Here is a 26512-nt window from a genome sequence, read left to right as displayed (position 1 = left end):
AAGGTTACAAGTATGTGGGGTATGTTTTCAGGCGCCGAAGCCTTTAACCAACCCATCGGTGACTGGGATACCTCCAAAGTTACAAGTATGAAACGAATGTTTTCAGGTGCCACCAGTTTTAACCAGCCCATCGGCAACTGGGATACCTCCAAGGTATGGAATATGGAGGGGATGTTTGAAGGAGCCACCAGTTTTAACCAACCCATCGGTGACTGGGATACCTCCAGCGTAGAAGATATGTCTTCGATGTTTAAAGGAGCCTCCGCCTTTAACCAAAACATTGACAACTGGGATGTGTGGTTTGTCAAAAATATGAGGTGGATGTTCTCTGGTGCCTCGTCGTTCAATCAACCCATCACAGGTTGGGCTGCACCCATGGTGACGGATATGTCATATATGTTTTACGATGCTACGAGCTTTAACCAAGATATCAGTACTTGGATGGTGGAAGACCTAAAGTCTGTAGAAAGTATGTTCCGCGGAGCCTCTGCTTTTGACCAGGATTTGAGCGATTTGGCTATTGTCGATAGGGTCACATACTATAGAGACTTTGCAACAGGCAGCCCACTAGGCCAAGACCTGCATCACTGGCCACAGTTTCAATAAAACACCCTTAATTTAAAGCCGCCTTGTGCGGCTTTTTTAGTAAAGGGAGGGTACCCTAGATAATGAACCAACAAAGCCATCGTGACAAAAGTCTACTGTGCTCAATAACCAACATTGAATACGCAATTTGGGGTACTCAATTCACCCTCTCATCGGTATAGGAAAGCAGTTGGCTCAACAACCCCATGATACTTATGCTCCAACATTAAGTTATCTAAATATTTTGCTGTTCCAATAGATAAATTTACATAGACAAGAAGCACTCATACTACATTATCAAAAGCTCAAATTGCAATTTAATCAATTAAGCCATTAATACCCAGCCAATCATATTCTTTAACGCTGAAAAATCGAGAGTAACCCTATGTTTTAATGAGAAATTGGTCGCTAACTATCGTGAGAAAATACATGAAATTCTCAACACAAACACCATCACGCTTTAATCCCATAAATTGAAAGTGGTTGAAGATGGTAATGATAATAACTATCATTCACCTAAAAATTGATAGGCAGGTAAATAACCATGTCCACAAATAACCCCGTAGATAGCTTTGATCCCAACAGTAGTTGGCAAGGATTAACACTCACAGATGCAGCAGCGCAGCAAATTTGTAAGCTGGTTGAAAATGACGCGCAGCTTTTAGGCGTGCAACTTTCAATCAAACCCTCTGGATGTGTTGGGTATGCTTACGCACTCTCTACCATTGCAAAGCCAAACGCTGATGACCTTATCTTTGAACATCAAGGTGCTAAGTTATTTGTTCCTATCAGTGCTATGCCCTACCTCGATGGTACCGAGGTTGACTATGTATCAAAGGGGCTCAACAAAATGTTCGAATACCGCAACCCAAAAGTCCAGAATGCTTGTGGCTGCGGCGAAAGTTTTAATGTTTGAAAACGAGTACCGAGTATTTGAATACTCACCAAGTGGTATTGACAATGAAACAGAGTAGTATTGAAGTTCAAGCCGATGTACAAGCTTGGGTTGATGATGAAAGCTATACACAAGGTTTTTATAGTGATATTGCTTCAGATCAGCTTGAAAAAGGGCTGAATGAAGATGTCATTCGCGCTATATCAGCGAAACGAAATGAACCAGAGTGGATGTTGGAATTCCGCTTAAAAGCCTTTCATATCTGGCAAAATATGGAAGAGCCCCATTGGTTAAAAGCAGACTACCCCTCACTCAACTATCAGGATTACAGTTACTATTCCGCCCCCTCTTGCGGCCAGTGTGACAGTGACAAAGCAGCGCAGAGCGATGAATTCTTAACTCAGGAAGTCGAAGAGGCCTTTGACCAACTTGGTGTTCCAGTAAGAGAAGGGAGCAACGTTGCCGTTGATGCTATTTTTGACTCAGTGTCGGTAAAAACCACCTACAGCGAAAAATTGGCCGAAAAAGGCATCATCTTTTGTTCATTTAGTGAGGCGATCCAACATCATCCAGAACTGGTCAAAACCTACCTAGGAACTGTGGTACCGCCAGAAGACAACTTTTTTGCTGCCCTTAATGCAGCCGTCGCGTCTGACGGTACCTTTGTCTATATTCCCAAGGGCGTGACATGCCCAATGGAACTCTCAACCTACTTTCGCATCAATGCGGCTAAAACTGGTCAATTTGAGCGAACCATACTAATTGCCGATGAAAACAGTTATGTCAGCTACATCGAGGGGTGCTCAGCACCGTCTCATGATAACTATCAACTCCATGCTGCTGTAGTCGAAGTTATCATTCTCAAAGATGCCTGTGTCAAATACTCGACCGTGCAAAACTGGTTCTCAGGTAAAGACACTAACGGCGGCATCCTCAACTTTGTAACCAAAAGAGCACTATGCAAAGGCTCTGGATCTAAAATGTCTTGGACTCAATCTGAGACAGGTTCAGCGATCACATGGAAGTACCCTAGCGTTATTTTGCAAGGCGATCATTCAATAGGAGAATTTTATTCTATTGCGCTCACTTCTGGTAAGCAATTGGCGGATACCGGAACCAAGATGATTCATATCGGCAAAAACACTCGCTCAACCATTATCTCGAAAGGGGTGTCTGCTGGTAGTAGTGAGAACAGTTACCGAGGCTTGGTAAAGATTTTACCGTCAGCCGAAAATGCTCGAAATTTCACTCAGTGTGACTCAATGCTTATCGGCCCAGATTGTGGTGCACACACTTTTCCTTATGTCGAAGTGAGAAATAACACGGCGCAAGTGGAGCATGAAGCAACCACGACAAAAATTGGCGAAGACCAACTCTTTTATTGCTCTCAGCGCGGGATCGCTGAAGAAGACGCTATCTCAATGATAGTCAATGGTTTTTGTAAGGATGTTTTTTCAGAATTACCGCTAGAATTTGCCGTAGAAGCACAGAAACTACTGGCAATTAGTCTTGAGCATAGCGTGGGATAAAAATAATGTTAACGATTAAAAATTTAAAAGCTCAAATTGATGATACGCCGATTTTAAACGGTATCGACCTTGAAATTAAACCAGGAGAAGTTCATGCGATCATGGGCCCTAATGGTTCAGGGAAAAGCACGTTAGCCAGCACTCTTGCTGGGCGAGAAGACTATGAGATCACCGAAGGCGAGGTAATGCTCAACGGGAAAGATCTTTTAGCTCTCGACCCCGATGAGCGCGCTGGAGAAGGTGTTTTCTTGGCATTTCAATACCCGGTCGAAATACCGGGTGTCAGCAACCACCTCTTTCTACAAGCTTCTGTTAATGCAGTGCGCTCTTATCGAGGCCTGCCTGAACTTGAACGATTTGAACTGGCTGATCTCATCGAAGAAAAAATTGAGCTGTTAAATATGCCAGAAGATTTGCTCTCTCGTTCTGTGAATGTCGGCTTTTCTGGTGGAGAGAAAAAGCGCAATGACATCCTACAAATGGCGGTATTAGACCCGAAATTGTGTATCCTTGATGAGACAGACTCAGGCCTTGATATTGATGCGCTTAAAGAAGTATCAAATGGCGTCAACAGTCTAAGAGATGGCACCCGCTCTTTTATCATTGTGACTCACTATCAGCGTATTTTGGACTACATCAAACCCGACTTTGTTCACGTTCTATATCAAGGAAAAATCATCAAATCTGGCGATTTTTCTATGGTGGCGGAGTTAGAGGAGAACGGCTATGGCTGGCTTACTGAAGGAGAATAAATCGATTGCATCAGACTGGTTTATGCCCAAGCCCAACATGATTAGCGAATATGCAGAGCGTCATTGGGATTTAGCCAAACAAGTTGGATTTCCGACCCCAAAACATGAGGACTGGAAATACACATCTTTGACAGACTTTCGCGACATTGATTTCTCGCATCAAGCAGAGACAATCCCAACCCAAGCGGATATCGATAAACTCGCTATCGATGCTGAGACAAGTCGAATTGTATTTGTTAATGGTCGCTTCATCTCCGAATTGAGTGATATTGATGATCCTCATTACCGGTTAACTTTGCTCGACGAGAATGCAAAACAGCGCTTGCCAAAGCCCATTAACCCAGAATTCTTTTTGCATATGACAGAAGCAAGTACTCGAGAAACCCTCCATATTGAGATAGCGAAGAACTGCGTCGTTTCCAAACCAATATATTTGCTCAATATTGTTTCCCGACCTTATGGCGGTATGAGCCAGCAAAAAATTCACGTAACACAGGGGCAAGGCAGTCAAGTTAAAATCATCGAACACCTGATTTGCGATAACTTACAAGATACTTCTGCTCATTACTCAGGGTCGAGGCTTGTAATGGACGTTGCTGACAATGCTGGCCTAGATCATTACAAGCTGTGTTTTGCGTCTGATACACACTTCCATTTTGGCCATAATGACATTTTTATTGGTCGAGATGCGAAGGTTGCCAGCCATACCTTTTTATTTAGTGGTCAATTGACTCGACATCATACAAGCAGTCAACTCAACGGTGAAAATTCTCATATTGATATCAATAGTTTGACTCTGCCAAGAAAATCCCAGACTTACGACAGCCGTACCTACTTAGAACATAACAAGGGCCATTGTACGAGTCGACAAATTCACAAGGTTATTGCCAGCGAAAGCAGCAAAGCTGTATTTAACGGCATGATAAAAGTGGCGCCTAACGCACTTAAAACCGATGGGCAAATGGATAACCATAATCTCTTGCTCAGTCGAGAGTGCGAGGTAAACAGCAAACCTCAGCTCGAAATTTATGCTGATGATGTTAAATGCAGCCATGGAACCACAACTGGTGCGCTCAATAAAGAGCAAGTCTTTTACCTTCAAACTAGAGGGCTGGCCAAAGAGCAAGCAGAACAATTAATAACACTGGCCTTTGCAGCAGAAGTAGCCGAAGAAGTGGATATTCCTTTCATCCGTCAATTAGCGTTAGAGTCAATCAAACAGAAAATGAGTAAGGTAAGTGGGTAATGGAACAAGCAGCGATTTGGCGTGATGATTTTCCGGCGTTAACACAAGAGGTTAATAACCGCCCACTTGTTTACTTAGATAGCGCAGCCAGTGCGCAAAAGCCATTGTCAGTAATAGAGAGTGTCAGCCAATTTTACCGTCACGAATATGCAGCGGTTCATCGTGGCATACACACGTTAAGTGCTCAGGCAACCGAACATATGGAATTGGTGCGCGACAAAGTATGTACCTTCATCAATGCCTCTCAACGTGAAGAGATCATCTTCGTCAACGGCACCACTCACGGCATTAACTTGATCGCAAATACCTTTGGCAAACAACACTTGGCTCAAGGTGATGAAATCATCATTTCAGAAATGGAGCACCACGCTAATATTGTGCCATGGCAAATGCTGGAACACACTCTCGGAATAAAAGTCGTCGTTTGGCAGATAGAAAATGATGGTTCTCTGTGCCTAGATAAATTGCGCGCCCTTATTACCTCCAGAACTCGACTACTTGCTATTGCCCATGTCTCAAACGTGCTCGGGACCGTCAATCCTATCCAAGAAATCACCTCGCTGGCTCATCAATTTGGTGTCAAAGTCCTTGTTGATGGTGCCCAAGCCATCATGCACCAACATGTTGATGTACAAGCACTCAATTGCGACTTTTATGTCTTTTCTGGTCACAAACTGTATGGGCCAACAGGTATAGGTGTTTTATATGGCAAAAAGGCGTTACTGGATACCCTGCCACCTTGGGAAGGCGGCGGTTCTATGATTCAGAACGTAGATTTAGAGCATGGTACCAGCTATAACAGAGTTCCTTGGCGCTTCGAAGCAGGAAGCCCAAATGTAGCCGGAATTATTGGGCTTGGCCAAGCGATAGACTATCTATTAAATATTGGCTTTGAGCAGATCCATCAGTACGAAACCATGCTAGTGAATTATCTGTACAAGCAATTGCAATCAATACCGAGTGTTCATATTTACGGACCGGAGGTTCGCGCTGGCGTCGTCGCTTTTAATCTTGGGGAATTACACGCGTTTGACGTGGGCAGCTTTCTTGACAAATATGGCGTTGCTATTCGCACCGGTCATCACTGCGCCCAACCTCTGATGAAACATTATGGTGTGACCTCAATGTGCAGAGCCTCTATTGCGATATACAATACTCAACAAGATATCGATACTCTAGTAACGAGTTTAAAACGTATACAAACCTTATTAGGATAACAAGTGGATACAGACAAACTGATAAAGAACTTCAACCGCTGCATCGATTGGGAAGATAAATACCTCTATATTATCTCGCTAGGTGAAAAGTACGCGCTTTTACCTGCTGAAAAACAAACCGAACAATACGCAATCGTAGGGTGCCAGAGCAGCGTTTGGATCGATGTAAAACTGATTGAGGGAAAGGTATCTTTACTTGGCAATAGTGATGCAGCCTTGGTCAAAGGGTTAGTTGCCATTGTGTGTATGTTGCTCAATGATAAAACACCATCAGAGCTTTTAAACACCAATATTAAAACAATCTTTGCTCAATTAGGCCTTCAGCAACAACTCACCCCAGCGCGAAATCAAGGACTTGAAGCCATGGTTCGCACTATTTTTAACAAAGTCGAGCATTTTATTTAGCCTGACACGTTAAATTCGTCGTTTTAGCCTATCGAAGCTCGCTTTGCGAAATCTCGGCGCAATATTTGCGCCTTTTCCATCACCTCGTAGCCTTTATAAAGCTGACAAGTCAAGTTGAGAGAATCTAACGCATATCTTTTGCATCGTGAACGACACTCAAACGTATTTTCTGCATTTCCGAGCTCTGCCATCATCCTGGTATAAAGTTTTTTAAGGCACTGTAAATAGAGATTATCATCGCCATTTTTACGCGAAAATTTCGCTAAACTGATGCAAGTATCGTAATAACTAGTCAATCGCTGTTTGGACATTCCTCTACAGTTTAAGCGCATCTCGGAAAGAAAAAACTCTGACATCAAAGCTTGTTGAATATCGTTATATTTATCGATTTCCGTAACCAGCCAACTTTTGACACAGTCCATATAAAGCCTCCTATTATCAAGCACCTGACTTGATAATGATAATTATTATCATTATTGAGGTCAATAGGTAAATGTATCAAAAAGTAAGCCTGTATTGGGACGAACCTCAACTATCGCAACAAAATATCTTGGGTTGATACTGCTTCAATCTTGACGCCAAAGCTGGTAATGAAAGGGAGCGTGGCATTATGATGATCTCGAATTTCAACACCGCTTAGGTGAGGCTTATCATGAGTTGTGTGCCCATCGGATACCAGTGTTATCGAATACCCTAACCCTGCAGCACGCTTCGCAGTAACATCAACGCAAAATTCACTCGCATAGCCGCATATAATGAGATGTTTGATATTAAGCTTTTCAAGCACTGACTGAAGATCCGTGTTTAAAAAAGCATCGGGGGTTGTCTTTCGCGAGTAGTAATCGGATGCTAGTGCGATCAAACCAGACTCTAGTTCCCACCCTACACTATTGTGGGCAATCACTGAGTTGGCCTTTTCATGTTGAATAAAAATAACTGGGGCCGACCGCAAGCGCGCCCACTCTGTTACTTGATTGATCCTGTAAATAGTATCATTAGCATCAAAAGGTTGAGGTTTAGGTTCAAAAAGAACTTTCTGAACATCAATAACTAAAACAGCAGAATTCATAACGTACTAATTTCCATATTAAAACTAATTAAGCTATTAGCATTTCATACTGCTATACTCTTTGTTGATTTTCAACATATTAACGATATTCCAAATAAACAAATACCGCGGTTTTTCTCCTCGGACTATAGGGCTCAAGCTAATACCCAAGTAATTTCAAAGATAACAATTAAGCGTTTTCATAGGTGTGAAAACAAAAAATGACACAGAAAAATAGCGTCCTTTGCAAATTGCTTGACGACTAATTTACCACAATTAAATGCTCTCAGAATTTGCACTAACTGAAGTTACTTGGGTATGAAACAAATAAAAATCTTATGGTGTTACTATCAACTAAAGATCAATTTGTTGTAATGAAGGCTTCCATCTTTCACCTTTTGTATTTGACTCTAGAGCAACACCTAACCTGCGATCTTTAACTATTGTTAGAACATATCTCGAACCTGTGTCATCAACATAACGGCTGAAGAGACGCTCCCCTTCCCAATACCATTTCTGAGATAAATTCATTTTGCATGGCCTTACTGCAAGTTTTTTATTCGCTAGAACGGTTAAACAACGGTCGGGGGCTGAACGACTACGGTACCTCTCCTGATTGTCTAACCCCCAAGTTTGATCCCAGCCTCCACGGCATTTAGCTCCCCTAACTTTAAATCCGGCTGTACTATCATTCTCGAAGGTCCCTAAACACAAGTTATTATGATCCAGAGATTGGATCGACACGTGCGCTTCAGGCTCAAATAACGGATGACTCCAGTCTACCCTAAAACGATGTGACGCCACGGCATAACCCCATGAAAAGTCGCTGGGTCCATAAACAGAGTACAAAGATGATGGGACAACTAAACCATAAAGCATTTTGTATGTCATCCTGACACCGATATCGAACTCAGTAGTTCCGAGCTCATCAACTGGTGCTTCATAGAGCACATCAAAATTTGGCTTAAAATTAGCGTATGAGATCGGATTAAATTTTTTCCTATCAAATACCCAGCCACTCCCCCACAAAGGCGTTGTAAAGTAGCAAGCTAACTCTCTTCGTCGCATACTCTCACAGTCGCTAAACTCTCGTTCGAATGAAACTTCAAATTTACCTGAGCTCGAACGGTTATTAACCCGATAGTCGTGAGTATCAAAGACTAAAGTCTTTTCATTCTTATAACTGAACGAGGCGGAGACATCTGCTTTTAACTTTGGACCATCTTTGCCGACTTCAGCGCCAAGAGAGCCATTAATTCCTATCGAATAACCAATCGTATCTCGGTGTTGGTACTTTTTATTTTCATTTTTAGGCGAATCTCCAACCTTATTCGGCATATAACCAGATACAGGATTGACCCATAGATCATAGTTATTTACAAAAGGCCCCATATAGGTCCTACGGTTTGCCCAACTTTGAAACCAGCTGTGTCCCTGAACCATATCATCAACTAAGTGAATACCGCTGCCTTCTTGCCCTGCTTCTACAGTAAAACGTACAAATTTTGCGTCTGGGGTAACTCCATATGATGTGAAAGATTTTACAGAACGCATCTGGGCAACGTTCACTCTTACATCAATCGAGCCACTGGCATGACACCAGTCTCTGAAGCTGGCAAACTCATGACTATCGTATAGATTACACCTAATGCCTGATTTTGTAATATAAATCGCTTTTTCAATGACAGGGACATATTCTGTAGCAACGGCCATTTTTATACTAGATAAGAATAAAATTAATATCGAAGGGAAAAACTTTATCACTTTACTTCTCCCATTAAATCAAAACGCTTAAGTACGTGTTTTAAGGATTGCTCTAGCGAATAATTTTCCGCTTCTGGAATATCTATCGATTGATTATTTTGATCTGTTACCTCACTGGAAATCATATTGACAACAAACTCACCACGGTATATCCCAGAAACAATGATAGGTGAAGAAACACCCAGTCCTGTCAAGAATTGACTATGCATAACTCTTGTATCTTCAGATAAGATATTTCTCAGATCGATAATAACAAGTTTTCCATCAACTATCTGAGACTTTACATATTCTATTTCCTCGGTGGATGCGGTAGAAACATCAATATAATAGATACCATTTCTATTAAAACGATATTTGGAATATTCAACACCTTCATTGATATAATTTGATAAGAAATCGGAAATATCTGTTTCGTTGCCAGAAACGCTAATTTTGGCGCTCAAATAACAAGAAAAAAATAAAACTGAAAATATAAAAAAACACTTTATTTGCATAAATAATAAATTCTTTTTTGGCAATAAAAATTAAAGAAGGCTCCAAAACATCTAAATTATTACTACCACAACAAAAAAAGCCATTCAAACCAAGATTGCATAAATAGCAATTAATAAAGTCAACATAGAGTTCGAGGAAATATTATTAAATATAAAAAAATGATAGAAAACACAATTGTCAATATAAGTAAAAAAAATTATTGGAATAATAAAAATAGAGCAAAACTATGAATTTAATATTTTTAAAATGTATTAACAAATAAAATAACTTTATTTATGAAATAATAGAAATAAATCTAATTAACCTGAAAATTAAAGCCTATGTCACAAAATAGACTGAATTCCATTAATTTATTGATGGATAATTTTTATCAAATATTAACATGATACTAGGTAAACTATCCATTACCACTTTATTTGATAAGTAACACAGTCTTAACAACTAATTCTTAAAATGTTTTATTAATTAGATTATAAAAGGGGTAGACTTTTTTAGAAAGACATTGATTTATTATAATTTGTGCTTTCTAGGAGGCTTTAAATTGTAAAAAGCTCGGTTTCAAACAACTAGGATAGTTAAGATATGAAATCATCATTTAAGGCAATAATAACCCTAGCCAGCCCAATCTATTTTTCCTCTTTGGCTTTTGCATCAACGAATAGCGATCTTGTCGCTTTATCTGATCTCATCCGATCACAAACTCCTCATTATCAACCAGAATGTCACATAAAGGAGACACCGAAAGATATTCCTTGGCAGTGTCGATATCTACTTGTAGATATCGACCAAAATTGGGCTAAGGAAGAAAAAACTCAAATCTTTGGTCTGGAGATACCTAGTAATAAATTTCTGATTACTAATCTAAGGAACAGACAGCCAAGGGATATTTATTTACTTGATTCCTTTGATAAGGATTACGTTATCAACAACTTTGTTGCAGATCTTTCTCATAGCAAAAGAATGCAGAGATCAATGTCACCCGAGAACAAGGTGATGGAGTTTGTTATTCATCGGCGTTTCAATATTGAACGAAACGGTGAAGGATCTGTGACGCTCAAGTATAGAGTACGCTATTTTAGTGCCTCACCTTTTTATGCACGATCTGGAGATAAAGATAAGTACGTCGAAATATCATTATCTGAAGGCCCTGGAGTGGATATTGGGCTAGATAAATACAATTCAGACATTTTTTATAGATGGTCCAAAGGAAGTAAAACCAATTATGTTTATAGAGAATATATTGACTCCGCCTCCATATCTTTACAAGTGAAAGACAAAGAGAAACTGCAGTCCGGAGAGGTATATCTAAATGATTTCTCTCCCAAGATGCAGGATCAACTAGAGTCTAAAATTGAAAAAAACACAAGCAAGACGATTAAACTTGGACTGTCCGTTGTGCCTAAGCTACCAATAAATTCAGCGGAATACACGCTCTCAACCAGATATAGTATTACCAACAAAAAGCAGTTTGAGCTAGCCACCCAAGTAAATGATGATGGTTATAAAATCGAATACCGCAATAGCCAATATGGCTCTCATCTGGATCGCAAAAGTGGCTTTTGTAACTTAGGTAGTGCTGACGGATGGTGCTGGGACTATGTTGAAGTACACGAAAAAATGGATCCTTGGGACTTCAATAAGTTAAGAGAGAATAACTCGTTGGCGATACGAGGTTTACGTCCTGATTTCAACGCACAGATTGCAGCAAAACACAATGTTACTGGAACGACAGAAATTGCAGTTAAAACTCAAATAAACGCTCTAGCTCTATTTGGGCACGATCGCTGGATTTACGGAAATCGCTTCGCCGCAGGAAATCAGTTAAAGCATACCAGTGTATTCTTCCCTACTTGGAAAACTGAGCAAGACTACGAAAACCTGACCTACATCGACTCCTTTACTCTCGATGTAAATTGGGACAGTCCATGGTTTTTAGGTGCTGATTCTGTCAATATCAAATCAACTTTTTTAAGCCAGGAAAAAGCGTACTGCTTAACCGTTGATGATGGTGCACAATTGACTTTTACCCCTTGTATCGATGGGTCGCTATCTCAATCTTTTGTTTACGACAATGAAAGACGTTATAGAAGTGTCGTTGATTTAACTCGATGCCTTGACAGCGCAAATGGAAACTTGTCATTAAGTTTAAACTGCCAAGATGATTATGCGCCAAATACGCAAATTTGGCACTGGAACGATCCTTATGGAATCGCAAACGATATGCTATTTACCGTAAATAGTGATGGAAGCATTAATGCACTTCAAGCATCATCCTACCAACCAGAGATTTCAACTATATCAGGTACACAAAATGCCACACAGAATACGCTTTTCACAAGCCGACTTACTGACTTTAGTCTTGTTAAACCCTAGAATTAATTAACTTACAATCCTATCAAATTTACCCTATTAACTTTGAGAGAAAAAGATAATTAAAAAACAGCCTAACAAATAAAAGATCTGGTTATTATTTTTGCCACTCAAGTCTCAATATCGAGACTTGAGTATTATATTCATAATACATAGAGAACTTAAAATAAACAGACGTCTTCCTCTTATCAAAAATAACAACATGTCATTGAAATTTATGAAATTTTTAATATTGCCATTTTTAACAACTAAATGTTCGAACCTCTATACCTCCCCATTAAATGCAAAAAAAATGGATAAAAATTTGTCCCTTTCTTGTCATCTTAAATTTTACCACTCAAAAAAAATAGAGTATCCTAGCGCGCTTTAGATATTATCGATTCTCCTTTGAATTAAAATGACTTAATTATCATTAAAAATGGGGATATATAATGACTAATAGATAAATATAACAATTAAACACTGTAATAAATATAATAAATATCTCGGATTAATTAAGGTATAAGATCTGAATGCGTTTTCTAGTTAAAGTATCTCTAATGCTCACAATCGCTATTTTTTCTACGCTTGGTGTTATTCTCTGGAACACTGTGCCTCAGCTTCAATTCGATTCACGGGAGCTAGATTGGCGTTGGGACTGGTACTACTTCGAGCCTTTTTCAAATGGAATTCAAGCAACACGAACTCCTGATACAAAGCAGCTTTTGCAAAGACGAGTTTACCTAGAAGACTCACTTGCAATTTATGTAAGTACAACGATCGATAATCAATTTGAACTAGACATTGTCTACGGAAAACCTTGTAAAATCGGTGCTCCGAAAAAGCTAGAAATACTCATAAATGATAAAAAAATCGATAATTCTAGTGTAAACTGTGAAAAGTCACTGCAAAGTACTATCGCACGAAAAGTCATTCCGACACTGAAAACTTTGAGTATAAAAATTAACGGTAAGTACATCAAAGAGAGCTTTAAACACTGGCCTCTATCAGATCTCAGGAGTGATCAATTTAAACAAAGGCACTCTGGATTTTTTAACTCATTCGAAGGATCCGAGAATCATCGATGGCTTAGAGATTAGTTGCCCGACTCTTTTAAAGGAGTTTCGACAGACAATCAAATTGGACGGGGTGCTCTGAATACAAATCACTTTGAAGTACTGGCGTTGATAAAGATAGTGACAGCGACCTAATCATTGTTTTTACCCAAGTAACCTCAAGATGCTAGGTTCACAGCATTTTGAAGTCACTTCGGTATATCTGCTGCAAAGTTGATTCTATCGCCAAATAGTGTGAGCAGAGTCCGCTTCAAATAAAGGTTCTATTCAAGCCCAATGGTTTTTTCACAAATCTGAACTTGATCCCGGCCAAGACGCTTTGCTCGATACATTGCCAGGTCGGCTTGTTCAAGCATACATTCAAAATCGTTATCGATTAACATTGCCGAAACACCAATGCTAACAGTGAATGTGATCTTCGCCTTTTTCGTTTCTAAGGGTGAGGTCTTAATCAGTTCACGGATAGACTCTGCAAATTCTATCGCCGTTAGAGGCGATGTATCAGGCATCAGTAATGCAAACTCTTCGCCTCCTATTCTTCCTAGCAAGTCACTATTACGTAATTTGTGTGAACATAACAGAACAAAGTGTTTCAGCGCATCGTCACCAGTTTGATGGCCGTATGTATCGTTAATTGTCTTGAAATGATCAATATCCATCATCAAGAGGCACAAAGGTTTCCCGAGATATCGACTGACTTGGTATTCATGAGAGGCGGCCTCAACGAAATGACGATGGTTGTATACACCAGTTAAACCATCTCTCGTTGCGGCTTTGTATAACTTTTTCTCATAGGCTTCCCTATCTCGACTCGCGCGCGAAATGATTAGCCAGGTAACAACTATAGATATCAAAGCGCAAAGCACCGTCACAGTGGCTACTTGAGGGAAAACTAACCTCGTTGGTACAACAGCATTCCATGATAACCATGCAATCTCCTCTCCAGCATCGGAGAACAAAACTTTATTTGCTTGAAGATTTGGCTTTAAAGATAAGCTCAAGTCAAATATCTGATAAGAATGAGCAAGCTCAAACAAGTAATCTTTATCGAGCCTTTTACCGATAGCCAAGAACGTACCAATTCTTGGTTTATTTGTTTGTTCACTGATAAACGGGGAACCAGCAACAAGATAGACACCATCATTTAATAACATAAAAGAAGAATGTGTTTTCGTCAGAGATATTTCTGACCAAGCAGCAGTCATCAATTCAGCCATCCCTGCTTGCATCAAATCTTCCAAGTCGAGTGAAATCGTATCACGTGATTGAGTCAAGAAACGTTGGCGACGGTTATCAACTACAAGAGAAAAGTCAAAAAATTTATTTTTAATTAGAAAGTCGCCCGTATTTAGGGCGTGCCACTGATCATTATTATCAATAAATAGCTTTTGGTACGCCTCATCTGAGTAGGCAAAGCCTTCTACAATGTCTTGTTGATGACGGCTCTCATTGATAAGAGTGATTTCAACCCTTTTATCAATCAATGCTTGCGCTTTATCGTCTAGTACATTCAAAAAAAAGTAAGCAGAACACAATATCGCCGCAACCATCATAGTAAATAGCCAGATGATGACCCTAATCAAAGTGCCCGTTGAAAAAAATTTCTGTTTACTAAGCGCCAGCATGCCTTCCCCGACGTGACAATCATTATAATAATTAACGGTCAACTGTGCACATTAGGCAAGTTGGAAAAAAATATAGCCAGTTTTTCCACGCTTTTTGGCGAGCAAATCAGCATTGAGACATACGTTGACATGATGAGGAGTTTATTTAAGACACGATTGTGTACGCAGTTTACATGCGTCTTGAGTTTTCATGGTTTGATTAGGATCGCTGACTCGCCTTGAGTCTATAGAATTCAATAAAAAATGGCCCGATGTTAGAGCCATTTAATCGATAAATGTAAGATTCTAGATAGGTTAATTATCGCTGAACCAAACAATGGGTTTTGTATGCAGAGCCATCAGCTGGAGGATTAGGAATATATTCTTTTTGAACAACTACGCTACCAATTTTTTCTGTTGACCAGCCTGATAACTTAAAAACATTGTAGATATAAGAAAAGTCTTCCTGCTGGTAAGTTTTACCAACTTTGTCGATGGTTCCGACCCATGAACCTGGCTGTGAAACACTCGCTAGCGCTCCCGCACACTCGGACAGAAGCATAACTTCTGTGCTAGCGGTTTCAGCAGGTAAAGGGGATTCAGCAAAACAAGCAGATGAAATTAATAAAGAAACTGTTGCTAAAATTTTTTTATGCATTGGATACCTCGTTTATCTAATAGAATTATAATTGCTAAGCCATAAAACTATAAAAACAATAATTAAACACCGTTATTTTTACGGTATTAATTTCTTGGTCTTTATACCTAAAATAATCGTACTATTATCTTTACTTTTGGCGAGCCCTTTAAATTATACAGATAAAAAAGTAGAATTTATTTTCATAAGCTTATGAAAATAATACAATTAATTGACATTATTATTCAAAGTTCGACTAAATGACAATTACGTATTTTATAGATAAAAACTTCCTGCCACAGATGGAAATTTATTTTTTGGTTCTTATTGAAAATTTAAAAAATAGTGATTTTAAAAATTAAAATAAATTTTCCTTTTATAAAAACTGAACAATTTTTATAAAATTAAAATAAATTTTCCTTTTATAAAAATTGTTCAGTTTTTCCAAGTTATTTGGTGATTAAATAGGCTATATTTAGTTGTTTAGTGATAAAATCGGCACTGTGGCTTCTCCCCAAAGATTGAGTTGCATGCTTTAAATACGTCATTACCGATTTTCAATTTAGATAGCTAACTCTTTCAATCATTGCCTAACCCGTAAAGTGAGTCGTTCTCTCTGAACTTCGCATCTTAAGGTTACTTGGTATGCATAAGGTTGATCCAAAGATCTAAGTGAATAGCCTTACCTGTAAAGTAAGGCTATTCAATCTTGCGGAAGTATCATATTGAGGTTACTTGAGGATTTCTTCTAAAAAGCACACGCCTCTTCTGCTGATAACACTTCTCCTGTATGCATATCTTTGATTGGTTTTGAACCCACCTCTTCGGGTAAAACTTCTTTATAAATAACCTTTAATCCTTCCTCACTGTTTTCTATCGCAGTAACTTCAAAGAGTGAATTCCTATCAAGAATCACCTCCAATTCGTCGTCTCTTACCGTAGGAATTATGATCCCGTGACGAGCTGACGACAGTTCAAAACGTGACAATTGCCCTTGGTGAAAAACATAAGCCGTAGACTTAGAGGCCGAGGTCGAGACATAAGAGCTAGGGCTTACAATATCACCCACTTTTATCTCCGATAGATAAGGCTCCAAAAAGCCCTCACCACGAAATGTAGTACCTCTATAACGAGTACCTTGCTCAAATGCAGAGTCAATAGCACTGACGAGCTCTTCAGTTTCCTCGTCCAAATAACCCGTCGACAAGCCTTCCCTTATTTGCCGATAGGCGTCAGCCTGGTAACGCTCTAATGCGTTTAACTCTTCGTATCCTAAGTTGAAACGTTCTTGATTACCCATACGGTGAAACTCTACGCGAAGTCTGTGAAACTCATCAATGCTCATAGAATTACTCTCTTCAGACATCTCACTCATAATTCGATTGATTTCAGATTGACTATAAAGTTCACGATTAAAATCAAGCCCTGCCTTGGCTTGCAAAGTAAATAAAATTAAACTTAAAGCTAATAATTGGTAGTAATGAAAATATTTCATTAGTAAAAGTTCCCAAATGAAAGCAAGTGAGCCACTCAATCACTTGCTTATATTTTACACTCAAAAAGTTACAATGTAACTAAAGTGGCACTATGTCGATGCTAGTTAATGCTATTAAGACTTAACGCACAGCGAATTTCCTTTTGCTCCTGCTGAGCTGCACTGAATGCAACAGCCTCAAATAAAAATATTTGTTGACGCATTAGTCGTTTGTACCATTCTGATAACGGATTAATTAGTTGAAGATCACTATCTTTAGCAACGGCTTTTAAAGCCGACCTAAGTGGTTCGTAGTTGATAGAACACGATCTGCCCGCAATCCAATCAAAATCTTCATTTACTAAACTCAACTGCTTTAATTGACTATTCAACTTACCGCTTGGCGAAAACAAAGAGTCTATAGCTTGATTCAGTCTTGTGTCGTAAGAAGTCTGAACAGAATTGCCAACCGTACTGTAGTGAGTTCCAACGACATCGATATTTTTTTGGATATCAACCAATGTTAAATAGCGCAATAGATGAGCAGGAAGAGGTTCTGAAAACAGGGAGTCAACGCCTGTATCACCTGATGAGAAATGCCCTGTTGACATCTCTTGTATTTTTACAATCGAATAGTATCGATGAAAGTCGCCAATTTGAGAATACAACCAGTCTGAACCATTGCTTTTCGCCACACTCATGGCTTTTTCAATCCTTTGTTTCACCACGCGCTTCGCCATAGGCATTACGACATCTAGATGAGCCAGATCAAGCTGTGCATTTTCCAAAGCAGAAACAATCAACGGAGCATGTTTGTCGAGGTCAAAGCTACCGTGGGTGACAAAGCTATACAACTCAATTTGCTCATTCGCTTGTTGTTCTTTTTCTAATGCGTTGTCAAGGAGGTCTCCAAGTTTATTCACACGCTTATATCCCGCCGAGTATTTGTTACTCTCATACCACTGTTTAATCTCAGTCAGAGACGATTGAGGTGAGAGGTTACTCTCTTGAAGTTTAACAAGTGGCCATCCTGCACAACCAGCACCACAGCGCGATAAAAATGACTCCGAAGTATCAAATAGCCAGTGCAATACTTCTTTTCTTAGCTTTTCTTTCTCTGCAATAAGTCGATGCTTCTTCGAATAATCTTTGAGCTGTTTTTCTAGCCAAGCTTCCTCTTCTTGAGCCCGCCACCCATTTTGCACCAGACTATCAAGACTTTGATTAAAGTATTGTTTGAGTGCATCGCGGTCGGGAAATACCAGCTGTGATTCTTGATCAAACTCTGAAGAATCAAAATGCCTGATAGTCGCCGGAATTCGCTCATATCGAGTGCACCCCCTAAAGTTTGGATCTCCGCCCAAACCGTTTCTTATAATGCCCAGTTGAACACACTCTCTATAACTTTCTTGCAAAACAAAATAGCGTTGACGAAGCTCAATTGGTTTTGCTGGCCGCCCTAGTATACTGCGAGCCATAATATCAATTGCCAACTGATCTGCTTTTGACTTAAAAAACTGATAAGCGTTATTTACTGCACCGGAATCAAATAGATGATCGATAGTTGCGAGCCCTTCTGCTCGCATATCTTCTATGAGTGCATCACGAATTTTTTCCAATTGGGTATTCGCAATATCAACGATGCGTTTTTTGGCATTTAAAACCTTGAAATAAAGTTGGGAAACTGACGCTTTATCAAAGTTCTCGATGTCACCATTACGTAAATCATCTAAAAGAGCGATCGCATCATTTAAATGACCTTGTTGGCACTTTTGTAGTTGAGCTAATGCCTTATTTGATTGGCGAGGTGATGGACCGAATATTTGCTGGCGATTGTTTTGCTCTTGTGGCGAGTAAATTTCAACGACTTTATCAATTTCACTTTCACACAAACGACCAAAATCCGTCGCGAATAATTGTCGTCCGCTTCCCTCTAAGCCAAGTTGATAAAAAAAGGTCTTGTTTAGCTCATTTTCTAACGCTTTAATCAAAGCATCTGCCAGTTCGGATTGTGCGTGAACGGCATGCTGGTAACTCGCTTGATATTTCAACGCTACATCTGTTGCGTAGCCACGAGCAATAGACTTAAGCATCAAATTCTGATCAGATATCAGTTTGACCCAAAAGTCTACTTCCTTTTCTTCTTTTAAAGTAATCGGGTCTTGGTGAACTTGAAAACTGTAATGATCGCCTTGTGTCACATTATTCCATCGATTAATTAATATATGACGGTCAATATCACGAGCAGGTAATTTAAGCACACCGAACCAGTCAATCAAACTCATTACCGTCGCGAAACGATCGTAGGAAGTTTGTGTCTCATCAGCAAAAGACTCAGCAACCTCCTCAGCCCATAGACCAACAGCAATTGCGTCTCCAACGGGACCTAATACCTCAATTGCACCTCTCGCAGCGCCCATTGCGCTGTGTCCAATCGTTGATAAAAGGCTTGTTGCCTCCCCTGCTAATTCAAGGTTCATAGCTCCAGTTGCACCTTTCTCTAACAAAGAAGAGGTACGAGGGAAATGCTCTGCTGCTTCGGAAATACTCGGTTTAATGTCAGAGTAATGTGTTGGAGAGGAGGAGAAAAGTGTTTCTGGAGTCACTTCCTCACTGAAAGCTCGGTACTTTTTTTGGCGAAGCTTATCAAAAGCTTCACTTTCTAACACTTTATAATTATCCCCTAACTGGCACACTTGTAGTGCATGTGCATTAGGAGTTAATAGGGCTACAGCCACTACTATTTTTGTTAATCTCATAGATAGTTTCTTATTATTTGTTGCGATATTGATATACCCAAACCACCTTGGGAAACTAGGTAATAGGCGAGATTAATGTGCTCTGGTTCTATTATATTTATAAGCCGAGGATCAATATAAGCCAGAGATTATTTTTATATATCAGCAAAAAACTGCCTATTACCAAGTCGGCGGACAATGACAGTTAAAAATATAAAACACAAGAAAAATAGTATGTATGTTTATAATTGATAAGAACAAAGACAATATATTAATATTTTATTTACTATATGATAAATAAAACATTAATATTTAAGATACAAAAATCCACCAAAATCTTAGGCTAAAACCTTAACCTGCACTTTTAGATATGATTTATCTTAGAAATAAATGGCATCAGTCATGGATGAGAGGCTTTGTTAAAAATGAAAGCGATGTATTGAGAGGATAATTATCCAATACCATTTGACATTGATACCCATGCTTTTCATAGAAAGGACGCGCTTGAAAACTCAAAGTATCAACAAGAGACGAATGACAGCCTTTAAGTTGAGCATGCTCTTCTAGTCCTTTTAAAAGTTGACTGCCCAACTTGTTCGCTCGAAATTCACTATCGACCCAAAGAAACTTAATAAGTAGCCAATTACCCCAAATCTCAGCGATAACCCCACCAATTTTTTTTGTCTTCAGTAGCATAGTAAGCAATTTTTGATTGAGGAATATTTTCTAAGAACGGCGCATTATACTGAGTTAACCCAGTTCGGATTTCATTAATAACATTTTCAGAAGGGGAATCATCCATTGTAAAATTCATGTACCTTTCAATCCTTGTGAAAGACAAAAGATGGTCGCTAAACTTAGCAACTGAGGCTATTTGAGTATTTCAAGTGATAACCGGTAAGTACATATCGGATACAAAATATTATTTCTTACCAAATCTTGAGTATCCAGATACTGCATCCCTAGTTTGGTGATAACCCTCTTCGAACGTGTATTCTCAACCAAATGTTGAGCTTCTATGTACTTTAAATCAAAATGCTGGTGTGCAAAGTCGATCAGCCCTCTTGAAGCTTCAACCGCATAGCCATATCCCCAGAAAGGCACACCTAACCAATAACCAAGCGTCCCCGTCCCAGAACTGATTTTAGGCAAACTAACGGCTCCTATGAGCTCTCCCGACGTCTTCAAAATAATCGCGAATACGACACTGTTGCCTGCATCAAAATCAGAGTGGTGCGTTTGTATCCAGCTATCGGCATCTTCATAGCGGTATGGATGCGGGATATTGGCAGTCATATCAGCAATGCGTTTATCGCCTGCTAACTCACACACACGCTCACAATCTTGTTCAAGAAAAGGACGTAAGATTAACCGTTCTGTTTCCAATTCTGGCTGCATATCTTATCACCATGGCGTAATCAAAATTTCACCTTAGCCAAATAAGCACATGAAATCAATTGATATTTAGAACTTTTTAGTTGGTTTCCTCAATATAAGGTACAAAACAAACATTCCCCCTAATCCCGCAGTGACAATACCAACCGGCAGTTCTTGAGGCGCGAGAATTGTTCGACTCATTACATCTCCGAAGAGCAAAAAAACCGCCCCCCAGATCCCTACTAGTGGCAACGCTAATTTATGGTTCACGCTTGAATAAGGCCTAACAATATGCGGAACCATAAGGCCAATAAACCCAATCACTCCTGTGAGAGCAACAATCGATGCAGTACAAAACGCGCAACATAAAAATATTTCTACTTGTAACTTACGAACATTAATGCCCAAAGAAAGCGCCGTTTGTTCACCAACCAGAAGTGTATCCAGCTCTCTATATCGTTTAAATATCAAAACAACCAAACACAACATGCCGACGAATGGAAAAATAAGGTTATCCCATCGAGCAAGACCCAAACCGCCCAAAGTCCAAAACAAAATAGAATTAGCAGCTCTTTGGTCTCCTGAGTAAACGAGAAAGCTAGTTATCGCACCGAATAAAAAAGATATCGCCAAGCCACATAAGACTATGTCACTGTGTCCGCGTTTTTTCTGCATGAAAAATAAAACCATTACGGCAGATGCAGATAAAACCCCACCACAAAATGCTGCAATGGGCAGTGACCAAATACCGAACACGTCACCAAATTTTGTGATGATAAGTACTGCACCAACAGATGACCCCGATGAAAGGCCAAACAAAAATGGATCGGCTAAGTCATTACGCGTCGATGTCTGCAATAAAGCCCCCACAAGCGCGAGGCTAGCACCAACAATGATCGCAAGAATCGCTCTGGGAAGTCTTAACTCAACCAGAATACGACTCGCAATACTCATGCTCTTTTCATTAACTTCAAGGAGGCCGTTAAAAACTTCATAAAACGAGAGTGAAACGGCCCCAAAGCTCAAGCTAACAAAAAATAGACACAAAAGCGCACTAACACCAACAAACCATGCAAATCTGTATTTAGTCATGTTCACTGTAGGTCAAAAAGCCGAGTCTCTTTTGGAAAAAATGCATTGGACAATTTTTCTATCGCACCGATATTAGCGGGACCAGGGGTGAGTTGTTCGTAGCGTAACTTGACATATCGACCTTTTTTGACCGCTTCGGTGTGCTTCATAAGTGGGTGCCCCTCCAAAAATTTTTGTAAGGACTCAGCCCCTCCACCCGATTGATAATCGAGCAAAATAATCACTTCAGGGTCCGATTGTGCAATATCCTCCCAAGAGGTTCGCCCCCAGCTTGTTTGCATAGAACTGGTAATATTCGTTCCGCCAGCCGTTTCAATCAAAGCATTCGGCATCGCATACCTTCCTGCAGTAAATGGTTTCGCTTCACCTGAATCGTAAAGGAAAACTCTTGGCGGGCGCTTACCTAAAGCTCTTTTTTTAACTTTCGCAATTTGAATTTTCCATTCATTGATGAGTGATACGGCTTTATCTTGTTTATCAAAAATAACACCTAATTTAGTGATATCATCGAAAAGCAGCGCCATGCTGGCACTTGTTTTTTGTTTACTACTATGAATACAGCTTTCAGAAAGTACCAGAGTATCAATACCATACGGTTTTAACGTCTTTGGTGTCACTTCTCCACCAATTTTCATTCCATAATTCCACCCAGCAAAAAAGAAATCGGTTTTCGCTGCAATCAAGGTTTCTAATGTTGGATATTTAGGTGCCAATTCAGGAATATTTCCGAGCCTCTTTTTAAACTCTGGAGACATCTTATACCACCCCGTAATACCAGTAACCCCGACTATGTCACTTTCTATCCCAAGGGCAAGCGCCATTTCCGTCATATTAATATCATGAAAAACGGCTCTTTCGGGATGCTTATCTATCGTAATACTATCACCACAACTTTGAACCGACACTGGATAAGTTGTTTTATCAGCAAGCGCATATTCAGATGGTAAAAAAACCAAAAATAAAGAAACGATTATTTTTCTCATACAACCCCTCCTCTGGGTTGATCGTAACAATTGGAGCCCAAGGCTTCGAAATGATGGATAATAGAGTTCGCTCTCGGGTGCTGAAATGGAATAACCCTTAAACCGAAAGTAGGTGAAATAAATCGATCGTTTAGTACACCTTCAGGACAAGAATACGCAACCATTTTTTGGTTTTGTAGTAGCAGTACCTTATCGGCGAATTCACTAACGAGAGATAAATCATGTAGTACAGCGATCGCTGTGACGCCTTTTGCCTTTACTAGATTCAAAAGCTCAATTCGAGCAAGAGGGTCTAAATGGTTGGTCGGTTCGTCCAGTAGGATAATCCTAGCCTTTTGGGCAAAAGCTCGCGCAATATTTGCTCGCTGTTGCTCCCCTCCAGATAGGTCCCCAAAATGATGTTCTTTCTTATGGTATAGTCCGACATCTGTTAATGATTGGTTTACCACATTCTCATGCTCTTGCTGACTAAAATAGCAAGCATGAGGAGTTCTCCCCAGCCAAACATACTCGCCAACAGTAAGGCGAGGATCAACGTATTCATGTTGTGCAACGATAGAAATCCATTGAGCCATTTCTTGTCGGCTCAATTGACAAATATCAATGCCGGATAACTCGACTTTTCCCGCGATGATTGAAAACTGACGAGTGATTGCTTTGAGTAAACTCGACTTACCGCTCCCGTTTGGGCCGATTATGGCGATGCACTCACCCATGCCAACATCAAAAGAAATATCAGATACTGCGCGCCAACCAGCTTGGCTTTGGGCAGATAAGTTTTGAACAGAGAGAACCGGTAAACTGAACTTTTCCATCTTAATTTCAACGCACAACCAAATGTTACGTTATAACATAACATTTTATTGTTGCAGCTATCAATAGAAAAAAGGAAATTACGTTATATACCCGAGTAACCTCGAGATGGTAGGTTCAGTGGGAATTGCCTCAAGACTCGAAATATCGCAGACTTTCTATAGTATCTATGGTGATGCTCTATGTTATTTTATGTATCTGATATTTTTTCAATCGGTAACCAATATTCCATTTCGGCATTGGCTGAAGCTGGTTGATATGACTCAGGGTATATCTCCAGTTCATAGCCGTCGATACCACGATACCCGGAATTAGGTAACCAACTCAAAATAAACCACTCAATTGTCTTGGGTAGGTTCAAAACCGGGCCGCGATGCTTAACCACTGCGTAGGTTTGCTTCGGTACTGATAGCACCTCAAACTTATTTGAATATAAACTTGGTAATTCTGGTAAAGCCGCCTCTTCTGGCACCCGAATGCCCGCCCAATAATCTAGTGAGGAGCCATCAAAGTCTGATTTTGTAACGTCAATTATCCCAAGAAGCGATCCTTTTGGACGAGGAAAGTCTCGAGCTTCTAACTCAAGTTGTTGCCATAATTTAGGGACAATTTGTGAGAAGTTGGGGGACGATGAAAACAAACCATTAATTTCTCCTCTCACACCCTTAAGAATAAACTCTTCTTTGGTATCGACTCTAACTTCAAGAAATACGGAAGAGCCTAATCCATTGTATGACAAACGAGAGACTTCAATTGGTTTTTTAAGTCCAATACGCTGAGCTCTTTTTCTATACGTACTCGGACTGATGCCAAACTTTTGTTTAAAAGCTCTACTGAAAGATATCTCTGAGCTAAAACCGAACTCTATCGCAATATCAATAACTCGCTTGTTAGTATCAAGGAGCCATTCTGCACCAACACTCAATTTTAGTTCTCGAGTATAATTGGCCACTGACATGCCTGTTTGCGACTGAAATACACGCTGAAGCTGCCAGCGAGACCAACAGCTCTGCTTGGCGATATCATTGAGTGAAAGTGATGAGTCAAGGTTGTTATGAATAAACGCCAATACTTTACTAATGCGATCAAATGAGATTTGTGACTTATCTCTTGCTAAACTTTGCTTCACAACGCTCCTCCAAAAACTCTACTCAAAAGACTTTTTATCATCAGTAGCTGATAAAATCACGCCTACACATAGACAAAAATAATAATTAATTTTTTGTACATGATTTTTATGTGAAAATTTAGACTAATTAAAGTGAAGGCTAAACCAGAAATGAGCACAAACCTTGCGAAGTTTGCATAGCTGACCACTTTTGTAGAATCCAGCATACCAAGATTCTTCGGCTTTATAGATGAAAATCAGCTATTCCAAAAGATAAGTGTTAATTAAATAAATTAATTATCATTAATTGTTAACTAACAAATTAACAAATTAACAAATTAACAAATTAACAAATTAACAAATTAACAAATACATTTATTATCAAATGAAATAGTAGACACGTGATAAATAAAAACTAATTAAGTTTATATTTTAACTTAAGGTGTTATTATATCAAAAAAATATAACTCATTGAGCAATAATAAAGAGAGTCCATATGTTATTACCATTATATATTGAAGATAAATGTTTCGATTTTTTAACCGAAAAAGATATAAATAAAGCCAGTGAAATACTTGGTAAGTCTTTCGCAAATGCTGAACCTATGTGTACTGAGCTCAAACTTCCAGCCGATGATCTTACCGGGCTTGCAAAGATATTTATCGAGCAATCAATTAAAGATGGACTAAACCTAGGCTGTTTTAACCAAGATGGTGAAATTATAGGTGCCTTAATTACTCGAGATATGTCAACAGAAATTGATTTTAGTGATGTCTCTGAAACACTGACGCCAATATTCGCTCTTTTAGAGCAGCTCGTTGAATCTTCGTCATTTTGGTCAAAGAGTGACACGGCAAACCTCGCTTTAACACAACAAGGTATTGGTGCTGAACTCTTTATGGGTGGTGTTTGTGAAATAGCTCGTAATCAGGGCATTGTTGGTCAACTAACTGATATATTGGAAGCGTTACTCATCGAAAGAAAGTACACCTATTGTATTGCTGAAGCCACAAGCCCAATTACTCAACACTTGTTAGAAAAGCGTCAGTGGGAGAAAAGCAACCATATTCTTTATCCTGATTTTAAGTTCACCAATGAAAGTGTATTTAGTAATATTCGTATAGAAAATACCATTAATAAGGATATAAAACCAAAAACTGATTTTATTAATGGTGCTACTTTTTATACAAAAACATTCAAAAGCATAACCGACCTTTAATTGCATAATTTATAAACGTTTAATTCTACTAATTTCGAAGTTAGTTTCATGGTGAAGAAAAATAATAAACAAAGCTGAGGAAAGCTATCCCCAAATGATCTCAAAG

General features: G+C 39.3%; 23 protein-coding genes and 1 pseudogene. 10 read left to right on the top strand and 14 right to left on the bottom strand.

Annotated features, from left to right (window positions below; all coding sequences use genetic code 11):
• From RH40_RS03185 to RH40_RS03155, 7 genes are all read left to right on the top strand, one after another.
• Window positions 1–606: BspA family leucine-rich repeat surface protein (locus RH40_RS03185; RefSeq protein ID WP_009599889.1), on the top strand; the 606-nt coding region annotated here is incomplete at its 5' end.
• A 523-nt stretch (window positions 607–1129) separates the two neighbouring features.
• Entirely contained in the window at window positions 1130–1501 is a 372-nt protein-coding gene (sufA, locus tag RH40_RS03180; protein ID WP_009599888.1) for a Fe-S cluster assembly scaffold SufA, read from the top strand.
• 44 nt (window positions 1502–1545) lie between these two features.
• Window positions 1546–3009: a Fe-S cluster assembly protein SufB gene (sufB, locus tag RH40_RS03175; RefSeq protein ID WP_009599887.1), complete on the top strand. Its 1464-nt coding sequence runs from the start codon at window positions 1546–1548 to the stop codon at window positions 3007–3009.
• A gap of 5 nt (window positions 3010–3014) precedes the next feature.
• A complete protein-coding gene (sufC, locus tag RH40_RS03170) occupies window positions 3015–3761 on the top strand; it encodes a Fe-S cluster assembly ATPase SufC (protein WP_009599886.1) in 747 nt (248 codons plus the stop codon).
• Window positions 3736–5007: a Fe-S cluster assembly protein SufD gene (gene sufD / locus RH40_RS03165; RefSeq protein ID WP_009599885.1), complete on the top strand. Its 1272-nt coding sequence runs from the start codon at window positions 3736–3738 to the stop codon at window positions 5005–5007. Before sufC ends, sufD begins: the two co-directional genes overlap by 26 nt.
• Window positions 5007–6224 (top strand): cysteine desulfurase SufS, encoded by a 1218-nt coding sequence (gene sufS, locus RH40_RS03160; RefSeq protein ID WP_009599884.1) that lies wholly within the window; start codon window positions 5007–5009, stop codon window positions 6222–6224. Before sufD ends, sufS begins: the two co-directional genes overlap by 1 nt.
• Window positions 6225–6227: 3 nt before the next feature.
• Complete coding sequence (locus RH40_RS03155; protein WP_009599883.1) at window positions 6228–6629, top strand: SufE family protein; 402 nt, start codon at window positions 6228–6230, stop codon at window positions 6627–6629.
• Between the two features lie 23 nt (window positions 6630–6652).
• On the opposite strand, the gene RH40_RS03150 is transcribed toward RH40_RS03155, so the two are convergent.
• From RH40_RS03150 to RH40_RS03135, 4 genes are all read right to left on the bottom strand, one after another.
• Window positions 6653–7051 carry a hypothetical protein gene (locus RH40_RS03150; protein ID WP_009599882.1) on the bottom strand — a complete coding sequence of 133 codons (399 nt, stop codon included), beginning with the start codon at window positions 7049–7051 and terminating at the stop codon, window positions 6653–6655.
• A 110-nt stretch (window positions 7052–7161) separates the two neighbouring features.
• Window positions 7162–7698, bottom strand: a complete 537-nt coding sequence (locus RH40_RS03145) for a cysteine hydrolase family protein (protein ID WP_009599881.1) — start codon at window positions 7696–7698, stop codon at window positions 7162–7164.
• Window positions 7699–8031: 333 nt separating this feature from the next.
• Complete coding sequence (locus tag RH40_RS03140; RefSeq protein WP_039954107.1) at window positions 8032–9438, bottom strand: leukocidin family pore-forming toxin; 1407 nt, start codon at window positions 9436–9438, stop codon at window positions 8032–8034.
• Window positions 9438–9935 (bottom strand): hypothetical protein, encoded by a 498-nt coding sequence (locus RH40_RS03135; RefSeq protein WP_009599879.1) that lies wholly within the window; start codon window positions 9933–9935, stop codon window positions 9438–9440. The genes RH40_RS03140 and RH40_RS03135 overlap by 1 nt, the downstream gene beginning before the upstream one ends.
• Window positions 9936–10518: 583 nt before the next feature.
• Here RH40_RS03135 and RH40_RS03130 point away from each other — a divergent pair.
• Both RH40_RS03130 and RH40_RS03125 read left to right on the top strand, forming a co-directional pair.
• Complete coding sequence (locus tag RH40_RS03130; RefSeq protein ID WP_009599878.1) at window positions 10519–12309, top strand: ricin-type beta-trefoil lectin domain protein; 1791 nt, start codon at window positions 10519–10521, stop codon at window positions 12307–12309.
• Between the two features lie 509 nt (window positions 12310–12818).
• Window positions 12819–13385 carry a hypothetical protein gene (locus RH40_RS03125; protein ID WP_009599877.1) on the top strand — a complete coding sequence of 189 codons (567 nt, stop codon included), beginning with the start codon at window positions 12819–12821 and terminating at the stop codon, window positions 13383–13385.
• Window positions 13386–13624: 239 nt separating this feature from the next.
• Here the strand turns inward: RH40_RS03125 and RH40_RS20025 are convergent, their stop codons facing one another.
• The 10 genes and pseudogenes from RH40_RS20025 to RH40_RS03075 all read right to left on the bottom strand — a co-directional run bounded on the left by RH40_RS20025 (window position 13625) and on the right by RH40_RS03075 (window position 25208).
• Complete coding sequence (locus tag RH40_RS20025) at window positions 13625–14986, bottom strand: sensor domain-containing diguanylate cyclase (protein ID WP_009599861.1); 1362 nt, start codon at window positions 14984–14986, stop codon at window positions 13625–13627.
• Between the two features lie 298 nt (window positions 14987–15284).
• Window positions 15285–15623, bottom strand: coding sequence for a hypothetical protein (locus RH40_RS03115; protein WP_009599860.1), 339 nt, complete (start codon window positions 15621–15623; stop codon window positions 15285–15287).
• A gap of 727 nt (window positions 15624–16350) precedes the next feature.
• Entirely contained in the window at window positions 16351–17097 is a 747-nt protein-coding gene (locus tag RH40_RS03110) for an ADP-ribosyltransferase (RefSeq protein ID WP_009599859.1), read from the bottom strand.
• 101 nt (window positions 17098–17198) lie between these two features.
• A complete protein-coding gene (locus RH40_RS03105; RefSeq protein WP_009599858.1) occupies window positions 17199–19835 on the bottom strand; it encodes a hypothetical protein in 2637 nt (878 codons plus the stop codon).
• A 375-nt stretch (window positions 19836–20210) separates the two neighbouring features.
• A pseudogene (locus RH40_RS03100) lies at window positions 20211–20628 on the bottom strand (GNAT family N-acetyltransferase).
• Window positions 20629–20684: 56 nt separating this feature from the next.
• Complete coding sequence (locus tag RH40_RS03095) at window positions 20685–21212, bottom strand: GNAT family N-acetyltransferase (RefSeq protein ID WP_009599856.1); 528 nt, start codon at window positions 21210–21212, stop codon at window positions 20685–20687.
• Window positions 21213–21278: 66 nt separating this feature from the next.
• The gene (locus RH40_RS03090; protein WP_039954097.1) at window positions 21279–22283 is read right to left on the bottom strand and encodes a FecCD family ABC transporter permease; all 1005 of its coding nucleotides are present in this window, start codon (window positions 22281–22283) and stop codon (window positions 21279–21281) included.
• 2 nt (window positions 22284–22285) lie between these two features.
• On the bottom strand, window positions 22286–23266 hold the full coding sequence (locus tag RH40_RS03085) for an ABC transporter substrate-binding protein (RefSeq protein ID WP_009599854.1): 981 nt from the start codon (window positions 23264–23266) through the stop codon (window positions 22286–22288).
• A complete protein-coding gene (locus RH40_RS03080) occupies window positions 23263–24081 on the bottom strand; it encodes an ABC transporter ATP-binding protein (protein ID WP_009599853.1) in 819 nt (272 codons plus the stop codon). The genes RH40_RS03085 and RH40_RS03080 overlap by 4 nt, the downstream gene beginning before the upstream one ends.
• 188 nt (window positions 24082–24269) lie before the next feature.
• Complete coding sequence (locus RH40_RS03075; RefSeq protein ID WP_009599852.1) at window positions 24270–25208, bottom strand: AraC family transcriptional regulator; 939 nt, start codon at window positions 25206–25208, stop codon at window positions 24270–24272.
• A 475-nt stretch (window positions 25209–25683) separates the two neighbouring features.
• On the opposite strand from RH40_RS03075, the gene RH40_RS03070 reads away from it, so the two are divergent.
• Window positions 25684–26406 (top strand): hypothetical protein, encoded by a 723-nt coding sequence (locus RH40_RS03070; RefSeq protein WP_009599850.1) that lies wholly within the window; start codon window positions 25684–25686, stop codon window positions 26404–26406.
• Window positions 26407–26512: the final 106 nt, after the last annotated feature.

This window comes from Vibrio caribbeanicus ATCC BAA-2122 (assembly GCF_000165125.1).
Classification (GTDB): domain Bacteria; phylum Pseudomonadota; class Gammaproteobacteria; order Enterobacterales; family Vibrionaceae; genus Vibrio; species Vibrio caribbeanicus.
Note: the sequence above shows the minus strand (reverse complement) of the source record. Positions and strands in the feature narration are given on the sequence as shown.